The 19428-nt window shown below is 55.8% G+C and carries 15 protein-coding genes; all 15 read right to left on the bottom strand.

Going from position 1 to position 19428, the window contains the following annotated elements; translation table 11 throughout:
• Positions 1-3: 3 nt before the first annotated feature.
• A complete protein-coding gene (gene secA, locus Q354_RS0101915) occupies positions 4-2760 on the bottom strand; it encodes a preprotein translocase subunit SecA (protein WP_027856138.1) in 2757 nt (918 codons plus the stop codon).
• Positions 2761-3028: 268 nt separating this feature from the next.
• A complete protein-coding gene (gene lpxC / locus Q354_RS0101910; RefSeq protein ID WP_027856137.1) occupies positions 3029-3946 on the bottom strand; it encodes a UDP-3-O-acyl-N-acetylglucosamine deacetylase in 918 nt (305 codons plus the stop codon).
• An 83-nt stretch (positions 3947-4029) separates the two neighbouring features.
• Positions 4030-5217: a cell division protein FtsZ gene (gene ftsZ / locus Q354_RS0101905; RefSeq protein ID WP_027856136.1), complete on the bottom strand. Its 1188-nt coding sequence runs from the start codon at positions 5215-5217 to the stop codon at positions 4030-4032.
• Between the two features lie 92 nt (positions 5218-5309).
• Entirely contained in the window at positions 5310-6578 is a 1269-nt protein-coding gene (gene ftsA, locus Q354_RS0101900) for a cell division protein FtsA (protein ID WP_027856135.1), read from the bottom strand.
• 7 nt (positions 6579-6585) lie between these two features.
• Positions 6586-7386 (bottom strand): cell division protein FtsQ/DivIB, encoded by an 801-nt coding sequence (locus Q354_RS24265; RefSeq protein WP_245600966.1) that lies wholly within the window; start codon positions 7384-7386, stop codon positions 6586-6588.
• A complete protein-coding gene (locus Q354_RS0101890; protein ID WP_036228290.1) occupies positions 7387-8337 on the bottom strand; it encodes a D-alanine--D-alanine ligase in 951 nt (316 codons plus the stop codon).
• A gap of 3 nt (positions 8338-8340) precedes the next feature.
• Positions 8341-9780, bottom strand: a complete 1440-nt coding sequence (murC, locus tag Q354_RS24260) for a UDP-N-acetylmuramate--L-alanine ligase (RefSeq protein WP_084332438.1) — start codon at positions 9778-9780, stop codon at positions 8341-8343.
• Positions 9780-10862, bottom strand: a complete 1083-nt coding sequence (murG, locus tag Q354_RS0101880; protein ID WP_027856133.1) for an undecaprenyldiphospho-muramoylpentapeptide beta-N-acetylglucosaminyltransferase — start codon at positions 10860-10862, stop codon at positions 9780-9782. The genes murC and murG overlap by 1 nt, the downstream gene beginning before the upstream one ends.
• A complete protein-coding gene (ftsW, locus tag Q354_RS0101875; protein WP_027856132.1) occupies positions 10855-12063 on the bottom strand; it encodes a putative lipid II flippase FtsW in 1209 nt (402 codons plus the stop codon). The genes murG and ftsW overlap by 8 nt, the downstream gene beginning before the upstream one ends.
• Positions 12063-13409, bottom strand: a complete 1347-nt coding sequence (gene murD, locus Q354_RS0101870; protein ID WP_027856131.1) for a UDP-N-acetylmuramoyl-L-alanine--D-glutamate ligase — start codon at positions 13407-13409, stop codon at positions 12063-12065. Before murD ends, ftsW begins: the two co-directional genes overlap by 1 nt.
• Before the next feature lie 14 nt (positions 13410-13423).
• Positions 13424-14506, bottom strand: coding sequence for a phospho-N-acetylmuramoyl-pentapeptide-transferase (gene mraY / locus Q354_RS0101865; protein ID WP_027856130.1), 1083 nt, complete (start codon positions 14504-14506; stop codon positions 13424-13426).
• A complete protein-coding gene (locus Q354_RS0101860; RefSeq protein ID WP_027856129.1) occupies positions 14507-15892 on the bottom strand; it encodes a UDP-N-acetylmuramoyl-tripeptide--D-alanyl-D-alanine ligase in 1386 nt (461 codons plus the stop codon).
• Positions 15889-17361 (bottom strand): UDP-N-acetylmuramoyl-L-alanyl-D-glutamate--2,6-diaminopimelate ligase, encoded by a 1473-nt coding sequence (locus tag Q354_RS0101855; protein ID WP_027856128.1) that lies wholly within the window; start codon positions 17359-17361, stop codon positions 15889-15891. The genes Q354_RS0101860 and Q354_RS0101855 overlap by 4 nt, the downstream gene beginning before the upstream one ends.
• Complete coding sequence (locus tag Q354_RS0101850; protein ID WP_027856127.1) at positions 17358-19064, bottom strand: peptidoglycan D,D-transpeptidase FtsI family protein; 1707 nt, start codon at positions 19062-19064, stop codon at positions 17358-17360. Before Q354_RS0101850 ends, Q354_RS0101855 begins: the two co-directional genes overlap by 4 nt.
• Positions 19057-19428: a cell division protein FtsL gene (ftsL, locus tag Q354_RS0101845; protein ID WP_027856126.1), complete on the bottom strand. Its 372-nt coding sequence runs from the start codon at positions 19426-19428 to the stop codon at positions 19057-19059. The genes Q354_RS0101850 and ftsL overlap by 8 nt, the downstream gene beginning before the upstream one ends.

The raw sequence follows: 19428 nt of genomic DNA, 5'->3' as shown, positions 1-19428 counted from the left end.
ATATCAGCTCAGCTTGCCATGACACTGTTTATATTTTTTACCCGATCCGCAAGGACAAGGCTCATTACGACCGACCTTACGCTCATCACGCACAAAGGTCTCGACTGCTTCATCAGTTTCTACTGCGACATCAGACTCTTCCAGCTGCATATCCTGCTGCATGGCAGAGCTCTGTTCATGCTGGTAGTTCATCTGCTGACGCTCGGCCTGCTCTCGTCGCTGCTGCTCCATAGCATCCACGTCTTCAGGTTCGCGAACCTGAACATGAGACAGGATACGCACGACATCGCGCTTAATGTTTTCCAGCAGTTGCTGGAACAGCTCAAAGGATTCACGCTTGTATTCCTGCTTCGGGTTTTTCTGCGCATAGCCACGTAGATGAATACCCTGACGCAGATGATCCATGCTCTGCAGATGTTCTTTCCACAAGGTGTCCAGTACCTGCAACATCACCTGCTTCTCAAAGGTGCGCATAGTTTCCGCACCCACCTGTTCCTCTTTAGCTGCGTAAGAGGCGTTCACTTCATCCTGAAGCTTCTTACGCAGTGATTCTTCGTGCAGGTTATCGTTTTCTTCCAACCACTGAGCGATCGGAAGTTTCAGGCCAAACTCAGCTTCCATGGTCTTCTCCAGACCCGGCACATCCCACTGCTCTTCCAGACTCTGTGGCGGGATATACTCGCTGATCGCAGCATCGACAACCTCTTCCCGAACGGCAACTACAGTTTCGGAAATATCATCGCTGGCCATCAGCTCGTTACGCTGTCCGTAGATCACCGTACGCTGGTCGTTTGCCACGTCATCGTACTCAAGCAGTGCCTTACGAATATCGAAGTTACGGCCTTCAACCTTACGCTGGGCCTTTTCGATCGCGTTGGTCACCATCTTATGCTCAATTGCTTCGCCCTTCTCCATACCCAGCGCCTGCATAAACTGGCGCACCCGGTCAGAAGCGAAGATCCGCATCAGGTCATCTTCAAGGCACAGGAAGAAACGGGATGAACCCGGGTCACCCTGGCGACCAGCTCGACCACGCAGCTGGTTATCGATACGACGTGACTCATGGCGCTCGGTACCCACGATATGCAGGCCGCCGGCTTCGAGGACTGCTGCCTGACGCTGTTTCCAGTCCGCTGTTGCCGCTTCAATCTGTTCTGGCGTCGCCTCGTCGCCCAGTGCAGCTAACTCAGCGTCAAGCTTCCCCCCCAACATAATATCAGTACCACGTCCGGCCATATTGGTAGCAATAGTAACCGCTCCCGGGCGACCCGCATCGGCGATAACTGTCGCTTCACCGGCATGGTTCTTGGCATTCAGTACATTGTGAGCGATCTTCTCTTTCTTCAGCAACGCCGAGATCAGCTCGGAAGACTCAACAGAAGCGGTACCCACCAGAACAGGGCGTTTGGCCTCCTGACAACCACGAATCTCTTTAATAATCGCCTGATATTTCTCGTCCATGGTCAGGTAGACCAGGTCATTGGCATCTTTACGGGCAACGGGCTTATTGGTTGGGATCACCACCACATCGAGGCCGTAGATCTGGCGCAGCTCGAAGGCTTCAGTGTCCGCGGTACCGGTCATGCCTGACAGGTTATTGTAGAGGCGGAAATAGTTCTGGAAGGTGGTGGAGGCCAGAGTCTGGCTTTCCTGCTGAATCGTCACACCTTCTTTTGCCTCAACGGCCTGATGCAGGCCTTCAGACCAGCGGCGGCCCGGCATGATTCGGCCGGTATGCTCATCAACGATGACAACCTGACTGTCCTGAACTATATAGTCCTTGTCACGCACATAAAGGTGATGGGCACGCAGCGCGGCCAGCACATGATGCAGCAGGTTCAGGTTCTGAGGGGCGTACAGGCTTTCGCCTTCCTGCAGCAGGCCGTGGCTGTTAAACATCTCTTCCACCATCTGGTGGCCAGCCTCGGTCAGTTCGACCGTTCTGTTCTTCTCATCAACCACGAAGTGCTGGTCGATTACCTGAGATTCATCTTTCGGGTCTATCTCGCCATCAAAGCGTTCCAGTTCCGGAATCAGGGTATTGATCGCTGCATAAAGTGCGGAGCTGTCTTCAGCAGGGCCGGAGATAATCAGCGGCGTCCGCGCTTCGTCGATCAGGATAGAATCCACTTCATCGACAATGGCAAAGTTAAACTCGCGCTGGACTTTTTCATCCAGGCTAAACGCCATGTTGTCGCGCAGGTAATCGAACCCGAACTCGTTGTTTGTGCCGTAGGTAATATCACAGGCATAAGCTGCACGCTTGGTAGCAGGGTCCTGTCCCGATACCGCAACACCTACGGTCAGCCCCAGAGCTTCATGCAACGGGCGCATCCAGTCAGCATCACGCCGCGCCAGATAGTCATTCACTGTGACAACGTGAACCCCCTTCTCGCTCAGGGCGTTGAGGTAAGACGGCAGTGTGGCCACCAGGGTTTTACCTTCACCGGTACGCATCTCTGCGACCTTACCTTCATGCAGCGTCAGGCCACCGATAAGCTGTACATCAAAGTGACGCATACCCATCACACGCTTGGAGGCCTCTCGCACTACGGCAAAGGCTTCCGGCAACAGCTGATCCAGCGTCGCGCCATCCTTAAGACGCTGGCGAAACTCTTCAGTTTTAGCCTTCAGTTCAGCATCAGATAGTTTTTCCAACTCAGGCTCGAAGGCGTTGATCTGTTTAACCAGACGTCCCATCCGCTTGAGTTCACGATCGTTCTTACTTCCGAATATCTTTTTGAACAGAGAGGTCAGCATGCTTGCACTTTCAGCTAGTTAATATCGGGTTCCTTTCCACATAGCGCGGAAGTGATTCATTCTACCTTTATTGGGGCGAAGAATAGAATCTCAAGGACGTATATTTATGTATTAAATCAAAAGGATGTGACTAAATGCCTAGAGCCCCGGCGAAAAGCCCGCCCCTGGGGATGACGGCTAGTCGACACAGACTTAGTCAAACAGAAAGCCACGGACAAGGCGGGCTAAGGGCATAAAAAAGCCGAACCCGGAGGCTCGGCTTTCCTTTTTATCCTACCGCCAGCACCGGCTTTTGATAGGAGATCGGCGCTTCTGCGTCCTGATCCTCATAAGTCACAACCTCCCAGGCATCTTCCTGAGCCAGCAGCTCGCGAAGCAGCAGGTTATTCAAGTAGTGACCTGACTTGTGCCCGAAGAATTCACCGACCAGGCTTTTGCCCAGCAGGTAGAGATCGCCCACGGCATCAAGCACTTTGTGCTTAACAAACTCATCTTCGTAACGCAGACCGTCTTCATTCAGAATTCGGTAGTCGTCAACAACGATCGCATTCTCGAAACTACCACCCAGCACCAGATTCTGGGAACGCAGGTATTCGATATCCCGCATAAAGCCGAAGGTACGGGCACGGCTCACCTCTTTTACAAATGAGGTGCTGGAGAAATCCAGACAGGCTTCCATATTACGGCCTTCGAACGCTGGATGTTCAAAGTCGATTTTAAAGCCGACCTTAAAGCCGTGAAACGGACGGAAAGTCGCAGACTTATCATCAACCTTAACGGTTACTTCACGCTTTATACGGATAAATTTTTTCGCTGCATCCTGCTCATGAATCCCTGCAGACTGAATCAGGAATACAAAGGGAGCAGAACTGCCATCCATGATTGGCACTTCTTCCGAGCTCAGTTCAATAACCGCGTTATCGATACCGAGGCCAGCCATAGCTGACAGGAGATGCTCAACCGTCGCAACACGCACACCATCTTTAGCCAGATTGGTGGAGAGCGTGGTATCAACCACGTTGTGTGCATGCGCCTCAATCTCAACGACAGGATCAAGATCGACGCGACGAAAAACAATACCGCTGTCTACCGGGGCAGGCTTTAATGTCAGATAAACTTTCTGACCTGTATGGAGGCCGATGCCGGTAGCTTTGATACTGTTTTTTAGTGTTCGCTGTCTGATCATATATATCGCCGTGTTAGTGGTGCGCCGTCAAACGGGCAATCATACCAAAGTTGTGTTTCTTACAGCAACTTGAGCAGGCGAAATCAATCCGCCTGCTTTCGTAGAAACGTAGGAATATCAAGGTATCCCAGGTCTCCATCTTCTTTATCGGCTGGCGCTGCAGCATCTGAAGAACGGGATGGGTGTGTCTCCGGTGCGGCCAGCGCATCTTCCTTCTGGCGACGCAGGACAGTTGGCAGTTCGATCTGTTCAAAATCCAGGCTGCCATCGGTCTTTTTGGTCGTATTGGAAGAGACTACCCGCACTTCTTCCTGAGCCTTATCAAGACCAGTTGCCACCACTGTGACCTTGAGCTCGTCAGTAAGTTCACTGTCAAATACAGTACCCACCACAACCGTGGCATTCTCGGACGCATACTCATGCACCAGATCACCGACTTCGGAGAATTCGCCCAGGCTCAGATCCATACCTGCAGTAATATTTACCAGTACGCCTTTCGCGCCCTTCAGGTCGATGTTATCCAGCAACGGACTGTTAATCGCGGCCTGAGCCGCTTCCAGTGCGCGTCCTTCACCACGGGCAACGCCGGTCCCCATCATCGCCATGCCCATTTCGGACATCACGGTACGGACGTCGGCAAAGTCGACGTTGATCATACCCGGACGGGTGATCAGGTCAGAGATACCCTGCACCGCGCCGCGAAGTACGTCGTTCGCTGCATTAAACGCATTCATCAGGCTGCAGTTGCGCCCGAGAACCTGCATCAGGTTGGCATTCGGGATAATAATCAGGGAATCCACGCTTTCACGCAGAGATTTGATCCCCTCTTCGGCGATCAGCGAGCGCTTCTTGCCTTCAAAAGGAAACGGTTTAGTGACAACCGCAACGGTCAGCACACCCATCTCTTTGGCGACTTCAGCCACGATAGGCGCAGCACCAGTACCAGTACCCCCGCCCATACCGGCAGTGATAAACACCATATCGGTACCGTGCAGCATCTCGGTAATGCGTTCACGATCTTCCATGGCCGCCTGACGGCCGACTTCAGGATTTGCACCCGCCCCCAGACCTTTAGTGAGTTCACCACCGATCTGCAGCACGGTGCGGGCAGCCATATTGTTAAGGGCCTGAGCATCAGTGTTAGCACAGATAAACTCAACACCTTCAACCTCGGTGCTCACCATATGCTGGACAGCATTACCACCGCCGCCACCGACACCTACTACTTTAATGACCGCGTTTTGCGGTAAGTTATCTAATAATTCAAACATCTGCCAAGCCTCCATTTGTGCGCCTGCCACTACCTTCCGGCGCTATCATAATTCTGTCATCAGCAACATCAAGCGATTAATGCAAGATGGCGTTAAAAATTACCCTGGAACCAGGATTTCATGCGTTCCAGCAGACTGATCTGGGGCACAGGTTCTAAAATCGGTTCGGGTGCGTCCTGCTGGGCAGGTCGCGCGGACTCAAAACTACGTTCCTGATTCTGTCCTGCATATTGCAGTAAGCCAACGCCGGTTGCGAAGATAGGGCTTTCAAGAATGTCGTCCATTCCCCGAAGGCCGTGAGGTCGCGACAGCCTTACCGGCATATGGAAAATTTCCTCTGCCAGTTCCACGGCGCCTTCCATGGATGAAGTCCCGCCGGTCAGTACAATGCCGGCAGCAACCAGATCGTCGAAACCACTGCGGCGTAACTCGGCCTGAATCAGTGTAAACAGTTCATCGTAACGGGGTTCGACCACTTCGGCCAGCGCTGCACGTGAAAGATCCCGCGGAGGACGATCCCCCACACTCGGTACCTTAATCGTTTCATCGGCACTGGCCAGCTGTCCCAGCGCACAGGCGTACTTGATCTTGATCTCTTCGGCATGCTGGGTTGGCGTGCGCAGAGCCATCGCAATATCGTTAGTCACCTGATCACCGGCAATAGGTATCACCGCCGTATGGCGGATGGAACCACCGGTAAATACCGCGATATCAGTGGTGCCACCGCCGATATCGACCATGCAGACACCGAGTTCCTTTTCGTCATCCGTCAGCACCGCATAGCTTGATGCCAGCTGTTCCAGGACCACGTCATCGACATCCAGTCCGCAGCGACGAATGCACTTTTCGATATTCTGCACAGCATTGATCGCGCCGGTTACCAGATGCACCTTGGCTTCCAGGCGCACGCCGGACATCCCCAGCGGTTCCTTGATGCTGTCCTGGTTATCGATTACATATTCCTGCGGCAGAATGTGTAGAATTTTCTGATCAGCCGGGATAGCCACCGCCCGGGCAGCGTCAATCACCCGTTCAAGGTCGTAGTCCGTTACTTCCCGCTCCCGTACAGCCACTATGCCGTGGGAGTTCAGGCTACTGATATGGCTGCCGGCAATGCCGACTGTGACGGAATGAATCTTACAGCCCGCCATCAGCTCGGCTTCTTCAACAGCCCGCTGAATGGAGCTGACGGTTGATTCGATATTGACGACAACCCCGCGCTTCAATCCACGGGAGGGATGAGAACCGATGCCGACAACCTCAATTGCGCCGTCCAGCGTCACCTCGGCAACGAGGCAAACCACCTTGGATGTACCTATATCCAGCGCTACTATCATATTGCTATTTGTCGTTGAACCCATATCTCTGTCAACCTGTGTTATCTTCTTCCGCTTCCGGGCGCCATTTTACCGCAACGCCATTGAAATAGCGGATATCTACCTGCTCAATGCGCTCAGCCTGAGCAGACAGCTCACGGCGATAAATGCGTAAAAAGCGCTGCAGGCGCTCATTTATATTTTCTCTTCCAACTACAACCCGGATGCCATTATCAAGAATCAGCGTCCAGGCACCACGCGCTTCGAGATTAAGCCCCTTTATCGTCAGATCGGCCTGCCTGAACATCTGGTTCAGGTCGTGGAACTGGACCATAACGGTCGCCGTATCCGTAGCCGGGCCGCTTAATCGGGGTAACTTTTCATATTCCGGCTTCAGCTCCGGCCAGAAAATATCTCCCTGATGATTCAACAATCCCTTTTCCCCCCAACGCGCAACAGGCACCTCTTCCCTGACGGTGATCTGCAGCGTTTGTGGCCAGTCCCGGCCTACCGACACTTCCCGTACCCAGGGGTGGGCGGCCACCATATCCCGTATGGCAGCAATATCCAGCTGTAACAACGTGGCATCCACCACAGCAGCCACATCTTCCGCAAGGCGCTTTCGATCCAGGTGATAAGTGTCACCTTTGACCGCAATCTGCGTCACCGGACGATCCAGCCATAACCAGAGCCGCTGGCCCTGTCCGGCAATCAGGGCAATAAAGATCAGCAGCGCGGTCAGCGTCCAGAGCGGTAACCACCAGCCCTCATCTGCAACCGAAGCGGGTGCCCCCCGGGAGGCCTCTGTGACAGAGGGAACCGGTTCGCGAAACCTGCGCAGTCGTGCCAGCACTTAAACCGCCGTTTTCAGAATTTCGACAACCAGCTCAGAAAACGCCATGCCGTTCTGGCGAGCAGCCATCGGCACCAGACTATGATCCGTCATACCCGGCGCCGTATTAATTTCAAGCAGCTGGAAATCACCATACTGGTCCTGCATCACATCAACTCTTGCCCAGCCGCTGCACCCTACCATCCGAAACGCCTCTTCACAGAGTTTTTTCAACTCGGCTTCTTTCTCCTCACTGATTCCCAGTTCAAACAGGTAATGGGTATCATTCGAAGTGTATTTGGCGTCAAAATCATAAAAACCGTGCGGGGTCTCAAGCCGGATGGCGGGTAACGCGCGCCCGTGCAACACCGCTACGGTAAACTCAGCCCCGCTCATCCAGCGTTCGGCCAGCACCAGGCCATCATAGCCATGGGCCAGCTCATAGGCACTGCGCAGCTGAGCCATATTCTCGGCTTTTGCCATACCAATGCTTGAGCCCTCATGCGCAGGCTTCACCATGACCGGAAATCCGATCAATGCCTCTAGCTCAGCCAGATCCTCAGGCCTGCGCAGCACCATAAAGTCAGGGGTAGGCAGGCCGGCTCCTTTCCACAGCTGCTTGGTGCGCAGTTTATCCATTCCCAGTGCCGATGCCGTGACATCACTGCCGGTAAACGGCTTGTCCATCATTCGCAGTACGCCTTGCAGGGTACCGTCTTCACCGACAGGACCGTGCAGAATAAGGAAAGCGCGATCAAAGCAGGCCTCAAGCAACTGACGAATCGGATCTTCAGCCGCACCCTCGCCATAAAGATCCAGCCCGAATGCATCGACACCCGCACGACATAAACCATCCAGCACTTCGCGACCGCTGTTCAGCGAGACACTACGCTCGGCGGAGTTTCCGCCATAGATCACGGCGACCCGGCCAAACTCAGCCGCCTGTTCAGCAGTAATCCGGTAGTCAGTCATCGCTTACTCCTCTTCGAACAGGGTCTCGTTAGTCAGGGTATGTGCCAATTGGGTAATGTTACCTGCGCCCTGGGTCAGTAGCAGATCATTATCCTGCAGGATGTTCTTCAGTACAGCGGATACTTCAGATGCATCGCTGACAAAGACCGGATCTATCTGACCGCGCTGACGGATACTGCGGCAGAGACTGCGCCCATCAGCACCGGCGATCGGCTCCTCACCGGCGGCATAAACGTCGAGCAACAGCAGCACATCCACATCCGACAACACCTGTACAAAGTCTTCATACAGGTCCCGGGTACGGGTATAGCGATGAGGCTGATAGATCATCACCAGACGGCGGTCAGGCCAGCCTTCACGGACTGCATTGATCACGGCTTTAACTTCACGAGGATGATGGCCGTAATCATCAACCAGAGTCGCCAGACCATCCTTCGCCTTAATTTCACCAAGCACCTGGAAGCGACGGCCAACACCGGCAAACTTCTCCAGCGCCTGGCAGATTGCCGCATCACTCAGTCCTTCGTCGGTCGCCACGGCGATTGCCGCCAGGGCATTCTGTACATTGTGGCGGCCCGGCATATTCAGAGTCACATCCAGTACGGCATGTCCCTTAGGCCGGCGTACCCGGAAGCGGGTATACATGCCGTGCTGCTGCAAGTCGAACGCCTGGAAATCGGCCTCTTCACTGAAGCCATAGGTCAGCATCGGACGACTGACGGATGGCATGATTTCCCGCACCACAGGGTCATCGACACACATCACGGCCAGGCCGTAAAACGGCAGGTTATGCAGGAAATCGATAAATGTTTTCTTCAGCGTACCAAAGTCACCGCCATAGGTTTCCATATGGTCGGCATCAATATTGGTAACGATCGCCACCATCGGCTGCAGATGCAGGAAGGATGCATCACTCTCATCCGCTTCGGCTACCAGGTAACGGCTTCCGCCCAGCTGTGCATTGGTGCCGGCACTGTTCAGGCGTCCTCCAATTACGAAGGTCGGATCCAGCTCACCTTCGGCAAAGATCGACGCTAACAGACTGGTGGTTGTGGTCTTACCATGGGTTCCGGCAACAGCGATACCGTGACGGTAGCGCATCAGCTCCGCCAGCATCTCAGCGCGACGCACAACCGGCACCCGACGTTCCCGTGCAGCCATAACCTCCGGGTTCTGTTCATTCACCGCGGTCGAAACCACCACAACATCGGCCGCCGCCACATTACCTTCGGCATGGCCAATAAAGATGGTTGCCCCTGCTGCCTGCAGGCGGTTAGTGGTCGCTGACTCACGTATATCGGAACCGGTGATGGTATACCCCTGGTTCAACAGCACTTCAGCGATACCACACATACCAACGCCACCAATACCAACAAAGTGGATACTGCTGATACGGCGCATCTCAGGTACTTCAAACATCGCTGCCTGTCCCTGTTTAATCATTACTTCATCACCTCTTGGCAAACTTCCGCCACCCGTTTCCCGGCTTCGGGGCGGGCCAGCTGTTTAGCCTTTCTGGCCATAACCAGCAGCGCATCGCGACTGCTGAAGCGGCCATTAATTATCTGTTTCAGTGTCTCTGCATTCAGCTCCGGCTGCGGTAGCAATTGTGCCGCCCCCAGAGAGGAGAGATATTCTGCATTCTTAGTCTGGTGGTCGTCGACGGCATGCGGGAAAGGCACCAGAAGCGATGGAACACCCGCAATCGCCAGCTCGCTGACCGTCAAGGCTCCGGATCTGCAGATCACAAGATCTGCCCAGCCGTAAGCCTCACTCATATCATCGATAAAAGGAACGACTTTTGCTGTCACTCCCAATGACTCATAACTCTGCAGCGTCTCGGTAAAAGTACGTTTACCGGTCTGGTGCCATACCTCCGGGCGCTCCTCCTCCGGCAATGCCGCAAGATACTGCGGTAGCGCCTCATTTAACGCCTTAGCCCCCAAACTGCCGCCAACCACCAGCAGACGCAGCGCCCCTTGACGATCACCGAAACGCTGCTCAGGCTCGCCCATTTGCAGGATAGGACCGCGCACCGGATTACCGACTTGCTCGGCTTCCACCTTGCCCTGAAAGCCATTGTCAAACGCTTCCAGTACCCGACGGGCGACACGGGACAGCAACCGGTTAGTCATCCCTGCCAGGGCATTCTGCTCATGAATCACCAGCGGGATCCCCAGCAGCCACGCCGCCACGCCGCCCGGTCCGGAGGCAAAGCCTCCCATACCCAGCACCACATCAGGTTTCACCTGACGGATCACCTTCAGCGCCTGCACCAAAGCCCACAGCAACCTAAACGGTGCCAGCAGTAAGCCAAGCTTACCTTTGCCACGCAGGCCACTGACGCTGATACAGTGCAGTTTCAGACCAGCAGCAGGCACGACTTCAGCCTCGATGCCCTTTGCCGTTCCCAACCATTCGCAATGAACACCGTTGCCCTGTAACTCATGTACTGTTGCCAGGGCCGGGAAGACATGTCCGCCAGTGCCACCCGCCATGATTAATGCAACTCTGCGGTCACCCATTCTTGCCGCTCTCCCGTTCATCATTTTGCGGGTCTGGATCTCCCGCTGCCCCAATCTGAAGGCGCTTCAGTTCGTAATCAATACGCAAAATCACCGCTAACATCGCCACGCAAACCAGTAAACTACTACCGCCATAACTGACCAGTGGCAGAGTCAGACCTTTAGTCGGTAAAGCTCCGACATTCACCCCGATATTGATCAGGGCCTGTCCGGCCATGATGATGCTAAAGCCATAAGTCACGTAGGCCATAAAGAACTGCCGCATGCTTTCAGCTTTACGGCCGATCAAGAACATCCGCACCACCAGCACGGCATAGATCAGGATAATCACCAGCGCCCCGATCAGCCCCATCTCTTCAGCCAGCACCGAATACACGAAGTCGGTATGCGCCTCCGGCAGATAAAACAGTTTCTGTACGCTGTTTCCCAGACCGGTGCCAAACCAGTCACCGCGCCCAAAGGCGATCTGCGCCTGAGATAACTGATAGCCGGTGCCGAAGGGGTCTTTCCATGGATCCATAAAGCTCTGCAGCCGAGCCACTCGATAGGGTTGCAGACCGACCACCAGAGCCAGCAGGCTCGCAGCGCCCCCCGCGACCAGAATGAACTGGGAGAAGCGCATGCCTCCGAGAAAGATCATTCCCATCACCGTGCTGGTCAGCACCACCACCGCGCCAAAGTCGGGCTCCAGATAAAGCAGTCCCACATAAATTCCCAGAGGCAGTGCCGGCTTGGCGATGCCGGACCAGCTGGTCCGGACCTCTTTCAGGCGGCGTACCAGATAGCCTCCCATGTACATCACCATACAGAACTTCGCGACCTCGGAAGCCTGCAGGTTGATCGGCCCCAGCGGCAACCAGCGATGGCTGCCATTAACGCCCCGCCCAACCCCCGGAATCAGCACCAGCACCAGCAACACCGCAGCTCCGATCATCCACCAATGACCTTTCTGCTGCCAGAAGGCCATCGGAATACGCCAGACGATCAGACCACCCACCAGCGCCATCAGGATAAAGATCCCCTGTCGCAGCATATAAAAATAAGGCGTGCCATTGTTGCGAGAAGCGACTTCCAGTGATGCGGAGCTGATCATGATGAAGCCGGTCAGCATCAGACAGGCGGCGCATAATACCAACCAGGGATCAAAGGGCAATACTCCCCCCTTCATCCGTGGGTTGGCTACGCCCGCCATCGCCATCATCACAGCGCCTCAACCTCTTGCACAAAGGCCTCGCCCCGTACATTGAAGTTCTTAAACATATCGAAACTGGCGCATGCCGGAGAGAGCAGGACAATATCACCCGGCGCAGCCAGTTCTGCCGCCTGCGCCACGGCATCCGCCATCGAATCAGCGTGCCGGGTTTCGATATCCACTGCGGCCGCGATCTTCGGTGCATCTTCACCGATCAGCACCAGACCACGCCCAAAGCGCTGCATTGGCGAATTCAGTTCGGAGAACTCAGCCCCTTTACCCACGCCGCCGGCGATCAGCACAATACCCGCGCCCTCTGCCAGCGTCGGCCCCAGTCCGGTCAGCGCGGCAACAGTAGCGCCGACATTAGTGCCTTTTGAGTCATTCACCCAACTGACACCGTCCTTCTCAACAATAAACTCACAACGATGAGGCAAGCCGCGAAACTCCCGCAGCGCCTGCAGCATCGCCTCCTGCGGCAGCCCCGCAGCAAAACCCAGCGCCAGTGCCGACAGCGCATTCACCGTATTATGCTGCCCCAGCCCCGGCAGCTCTGCCACCGGCATCAGCCGGTCCAGACCGACCGCCAGGTAATCCTCGCCCTGCTCCTGCGCAATACCAAACAGCTTCAGGTCGGGACGGCCGGCATGATACGCCAGCTGTTCTACCCCCTTAGGCAGCAACGGCAGAGTCAGGGAATCATCGCGATTAACCACCGCCTTGCGGCATCCCCGGAAGATCCGGTGCTTAGCCCGGTAGTAATCCTGCATGCTGTCGTAGCGATCGAGGTGATCAGGGCTGATATTCAGCACGGTCGCCACCTCCGCCCGCAACAGGTGGGTGGTCTCCAGCTGAAAGCTGGACAGCTCCAGCACATACAGTGCCTGCTCCCGCTCCGCCAGCATATCCAGCACCGGGGTGCCCAGATTCCCGCCAACGCCAACATCAATACCAGCGGCTTTCGCCATCTCACCCACCAGGGTGGTCACCGTGCTTTTCGCGTTAGAGCCGGTAATCGCGATCACCGGTGCCGAGATCCGCTCGCAGAACAGGTCAATATCGCCGCGGATCGCTACACCGGCATCCGCCGCTGCCTGAATCGCAGGTTCGGCAATTGCGATACCCGGGCTGACGATCAGCTCACTGGCGTTGCTCAGCCAGTCCGCATCCAGCGGCCCGGTCCGCACCTCAAGCTCCGGATGGTCAGATTTCAGCTGTTCCAGTCCCGGCGGCACATCCCGGGTATCCGCCACAGCAAATGGCAGCCCCTCTCGCAGGAAACAGCGCACCACCGACATTCCGGTGATGCCCAACCCGATCACAATGCGTTTCTTATCGCTGGTAATTAAACCCATGATCGTGCCCGCCCCTAACGAATCTTCAAGGTTGCCAGCCCGATCAGCACCAGCACTACGGTCATAATCCAGAACCGGACGATAACCCGCGGTTCCGGCCAGCCTTTCAGTTCAAAGTGGTGATGAATCGGTGCCATACGGAAAATACGGCGCTTGGTCAGTTTGTAGGAGGCCACCTGCAGGATGACTGAAACCGTCTCCATTACAAACACACCGCCCATGATCAGCAGCACCAGCTCCTGGCGCACGATCACCGCCACAATCCCCAGTGCCGCCCCCAGCGCCAGCGAACCTACATCGCCCATAAACACCTGCGCCGGATAGGTATTGAACCAGAGGAAGCCGAGACCGGCGCCGATAATGGCGCCACAGAAAACGATCAGCTCACCTGAACCCGCAACATAAGGAATCAACAGGTACTCGGCGAATTTGATATTACCGGTCAGATAGGCAAAAACAGCCAGTGCGGCGGCGACCATCACAGTGGGCATAATTGCCAGCCCATCCAGGCCATCGGTCAGGTTCACTGCATTGGAGCTGCCGACAATCACGAAATAGGTGAAGACGATATAAAAGATACCCAGCTCAACCACCACATCTTTGAAAAACGGCAGGATCAGCTGCGTTTCAACCGGGGTCTGAGCGGAAAAATACAGCACGATCGCAGCACCGAAGCCGCCCACGGATTGCCAGAAATACTTCCAGCGAGCGGGTAGCCCCCGGGAGTTCTTCTCGATCACTTTACGGTAGTCATCCACCCAGCCCACTGCGCCGAACAACAGTGTAACGATCAGCGTGATCCAGACATAACGGTTGCTCAGGTCTCCCCACAGCAGGGTGCTGATAGAGATGGCCAGCAGGATCAGGGCTCCGCCCATGGTCGGCGTCCCTGACTTGCTCAGGTGTGACTCAGGCCCGTCCTGGCGAACCGCCTGGCCAATCTGCTTAACCTGCAACTTACGGATCAATACCGGCCCGAGCACCAGTGAGATCAGCAGCGCGGTCAGTATGCCAAGAATGCCTCGCAGCGTCAGATACTGGAAAACCGCGAAACCGCTGTGGAATTCCGCAAGAAAATCAGCAAGTAACAATAACATCTAGTTTGTTTCCCCTTCCTGCAACGCCTTAATGATGATCTCCATTCCGGCACTGCGAGAACCTTTGACCAACACCGTTACCGTTTTCCCCAAAACGCTTTCCAGTGTTTCGATCAACGCTTTTTTAGTTTTAAAATGACGCCCATCACCGCCATACTGCTTAAATTCCGCCACCGATAACGCACTCAGCTCACCCACCGCAAAAACACGGTCGATCCCCTTCTGTGCTGCGTAAGCTCCGATTGCAGAGTGTTCTTCAGCTGCGCCCTCGCCCAGCTCACCCATATCCCCAAGCACCAGTACCCGCTCGCCACCGAGTTCGGTCAGCAGGTCAATGGCCGCACGGACTGAGCCTGGATTGGCGTTATAACTGTCATCAATCAGCAGCGCACCCTGCGCCCCCCGATATCGCCGCATCCGCCCCGACACTGCGCAGAATCGCTGCAGCCCTGTAACAATCTGATCCACAGCAATGCCACAGGCTGATGCGGCTGTAGCCGCCGCCAGTGCATTGGCCACATTGTGACGCCCCATCACCTGCAGGGCCAGCTCACGACGCTCGCCGTTCAGGCAGAGCTGAAAGCGGTAGCAGCCATTGTTCTGCGCCTGAAGATCCAAGGCGGTAACATCGGCATCGGCCCGGTCGCGGGCAAAGGTCATCACCCGCACCGCCAGCGAAGCCACCTTTTTCAGCCAGTGGTCCGCATGAGGATCATCGCGATTGATTACCGCAACCCCATCCTTCTGCAGGCCATCAAAGATCTCTGCCTTAGCCCGGACAACACCCATCAGCGATCCGAATCCCTCGAGATGAGCGCCCATAGCATTATTCAGAATCGCGATCTGGGGCGCCGCCAGGCGGGCCGTATAATCGATCTCACCTTCGGCACTGGCACCCAGCTCGATCACCGCCGCGTGGTGTTGCGCTCCGATCTCCAGCAGCGTCAGTGGCGCACCAATATCATTATTAAAGTTGCCACGGGTTGCCAGCACCGGCTGAACCTGTCCCAGAATACTGGCCAGCATCTCCTTAACGGTGGTTTTGCCGCTACTACCGGTGACGCTGATCAGCGGGCCATCGAAACGCTGCCGGTTCAGGTTGGCGAGCTGGCCTAGCGCGATACGGGTGTCTGCCACACACCACTGTGCGATATCACTGTCCTGCAGCTTGGTAACCACGGCGGCAGCGGCACCTTTTTCCAGCGCCTGCGCAACAAAGCGGTTACCGTCAAAGTTCGGCCCCTGCAGGGCGATAAACAGCTGTCCCGGCTGCAACTGGCGGGTATCGGTACTGATGCCCGTGAACTTCACCTGGCGGCCGTCATCACAGTTCAGCTCACCCCCAAAATTCTGCTGCAACAGGGAAAGATTCCACTCACCAATCATCCCTTCACCTCCGCCAGCATAAGTGCAGCTTCTTCCGCATCATCAAAGTGATGGCGCACGCCCATAATGTCCTGATAATTTTCATGCCCCTTGCCGGCAATTAACACTACATCCCCCGCTCCGGCGGATGTAATCGCCTGCTGAATAGCGCTGCGGCGGTCAACCTCGGCCTGCACCTCGTCACCCGAGGGCATTGCTGCCAGTATCATGTCGATAATTTGCTGCGGCTCTTCCGAACGCGGGTTATCACTGGTGACATAGCTCCGGTCAGCCAGCGCTGCAGAGATACGCCCCATTTCAGGGCGCTTGCCATTATCCCGGTCTCCACCACAACCGAACACACAATAGAGCTGTCCAACTGTATGCACCCTGACTGCCTCCAACGCTTTCTGCAACGCATCCGGCGTATGGGCATAGTCGATCACCACCAACGGGGCTTCACCACCGCCCAGGCACTGCATCCGTCCCGGCACGGCATCCAGCTGCCCCAGCTGCTCACCTATCTCATCGGCCGTCAGACCACACAGTCCCAGGATACCGGCACTCAGCATCAGGTTATGCAGGTTATAGCGCCCCACCACAGAGGTAACGGCATTCACCTCACCCCAGGGCGTAGCAAGAGTCAGTTCAATACCGCCGCTATTCAGTTCGTAGTTGCGCAGATGCAGATCAGATGCAGCCTCGCCAAATCCCAGGACGCCAGGCGTTTGCGACAGCTCACCGATCAGCGAGCGGCCAAACGGATCATCGGCACAGATCACCGCGCCCTGCAGGGCAAAATCGCGAAACAGTCCGGCCTTGGCAGCGCCGTAAGCCTCCATTGTGCCGTGATAATCCAGATGATCGCGGCTGAGATTGGTAAAGGCAGCAAAATCAAACTCGATTCCCGTTACACGCCCCTGCTCAAGAGCATGACTGGAGACTTCCATCACCACCGCCTGCGCGCCCTCGGCCAGAAAGCCTGCCAGCAGCTGCTGTAAGCCGATGGCATCGGGTGTGGTATGGCTGGCAGACTGCAAACTTCCCGGAAAGCCATTGCCGACAGTGCCAACCAGTGCAGCTTTACAGCCACTGCGATTCAGCGCCTGAGCGATAAAGTGACTGCAGGACGTTTTACCATTGGTACCGGTAATGCCAATCATCCTGAGCTGACGGGAAGGGTGATCATAGAAGGCTGCGGCGATCGGCCCCATCCGTTGTTGCAGATTTTCAATGGCGACGACCGGAAGCGAGGTTTCCAGGCCGGACAGATCAGCGGCAGCATCAACCAGTACTGCAGCGGCACCCTGCTGCTCGACCTGGGCGATGTAGCTCAGTCCGTTGGCGGCAGCCCCGGTGCGCGCCACAAACAGCTCGCCTGGCTTGATCAGGCGACTGTCCTGCTGGATACCGGACACAGAAATATTACCCTGCGGATGATCCGCTGTTTCAGCGATCAGTTCGGAAAGTGTTTTCACAGATCCGGTCATCGTTGAGCTACCTGCCCATTACTCTTAATTACTGTATCGGGTGCCACATTCATCATGCGCAACGCCCCCGCCATTGTCCGGGAAAAGACCGGTGCCGACACTTCTCCGCCGTAGTATTCCTGCCCCCTGGGGTTATCGATCATAACCGCCATCACCAGGCGTGGATTTTTCGCGGGCGCCATACCGGCAAACACCGAGATATACTGATCGTCGATATATCCTTGGGCACCGACTTTGTGCACCGTACCGGTTTTACCTGCAACCTTATAGCCCTGTACGGCAGCCCGGCGTCCGGTACCGGCCACACTGATTACCGATTCCATCATTCCGCGTACCTGACGCGCGACGGTGGCCGGCATTACCCTGACGGGATCACGCTTCATATCCTGCCCCTGAATCAGCGAAACCGGATTCAGCAATCCATCATTGGCTAATGGCAGATAGGACTGGGCCAGCTGGAGCGGCGTGGTGGAAAGCCCGTAACCATAAGATAATGCCGCACGTTGTACGTCTTGTTTCTTACTCAGGAATGGCAGCCGTCCGCCCTGCTCGCCCGGAAAGCCGACTCCGGTAGCCTGCCCGATACCTGCATTCGACATAAGATTGCGTACGGAACCGGCCTCCATACTCAAGGCCAGCTTGGCCACCCCGACGTTACTGGATTTGGCGATGATGCCGGTTATATCCAGTGAGCCGTAGTTCCGGTGATCGCGTATGGTCTTGCGTCGCACTCGCATATATCCCGGAGAAGTATCAACTACGCTCGATGGTGTGTAACGGCCACTCATCAGCGCGGCCGCAACGGTCAGCGGCTTCATGGTCGAGCCCGGCTCAAAAACATCGGTCATCGCCTTGTTGCGCAGTGCGGTCGAAATACGCTGGGCGGGATCATTAGGGTTGTAGGAAGGCTGATTGACCATCGCCAGCACCTCACCGGTAGCGGAGTCCAACATAACCAGAGAACCACCATCCGCTTTATGGGCAGCGACTACCGCTTTCAGTTCACGATAGGCCAGGTATTGCATCCGCAGGTCGATGGTCAGTTGCAGTGATTTACCGTTACTCACCGGCGATAGCTCACGGATATGCTTGATCGTACGACCCAGGCGATCTTTCATCACCAGTTGCCGGCCGTTCTCAGCCCCCAGCCACTCTTCAAATGCCAGCTCCAGCCCTTCCTGCCCACGGCCGTCCAGGTTAGTGAAACCAACAAGGTGTGTAGCAACCTCTGCCGCCGGGTAATAGCGTTTATATTCCTGATCGACATGGATGCCCGGTATACGCAGCTGACGTACCTGCTCTGCCAGCTCCGGCGTAACCTGACGTTTGAGGTAGAGGAAACGGCGTTCGCGGTTATTCGCCAACCGCTTAACCAGTTTCTTCTTGTTACTCTTTAACAGCTGGGCAAGACGCGCAAGACCGGGATTATCCAGATCAGACTTCTTCGGGTCAGCCCAGATCGTTGCCACCGGCGCACTGACCGCCAGCGGCTCACCGTTACGATCCGTGATCATGCCGCGATGAGCCGGCACTTCGATAGTCCGCAGGGAGCGGGCATCGCCCTGGCTCTGGAGAAATTCCTGATCCTGCAGATAGAGACTGAACAGTTTCGCAGAGATCGCACCGGCAATAAGCAGCAACAATATCAATACCAGCCAGAGGCGCCAGCCCCGGGCTTTGTCTACCAGAGCAGGGTCACTCATCGCGAACCACCTCGATGGATTCGAGTCCGGGCACATTCATATTGAGTTTTTCAACGGCCAGCTGTTCTATACGATTGTTGGCAGCCCAGGCGCCGGTTTCCAGCAACAACTGCCCCCACTCAACCTGAAGGTCATCTCGTTGCTGCACCAGTAACTGATGCTGATGGAAGCGTTTCCTGAATTCATGGGCACTGAGAATGACGCTGAGTGCGCTACCCACCAGCACCGATGTCAGTAGGAGGAGGAGCAGAGCCGGACGCAACAACTGCTCGAAGCGATACAGCGACAACTCAGCCGCCGCCGTCTCGGAAACGGGCGCAGAATTCTGCCGCTGCTGCCACGCCTGACGCAGTCTGTCCAGCAT

Origin of the sequence: Marinobacterium jannaschii DSM 6295 (assembly GCF_000620085.1) — a bacterium.
In the GTDB taxonomy this organism is placed as follows: Bacteria; Pseudomonadota; Gammaproteobacteria; order Pseudomonadales; family Balneatricaceae; genus Pontibacterium; species Pontibacterium jannaschii.
The sequence above is the reverse complement of the archived record's forward strand: the minus strand, read 5'-3'. Positions and strand labels throughout refer to the sequence as shown.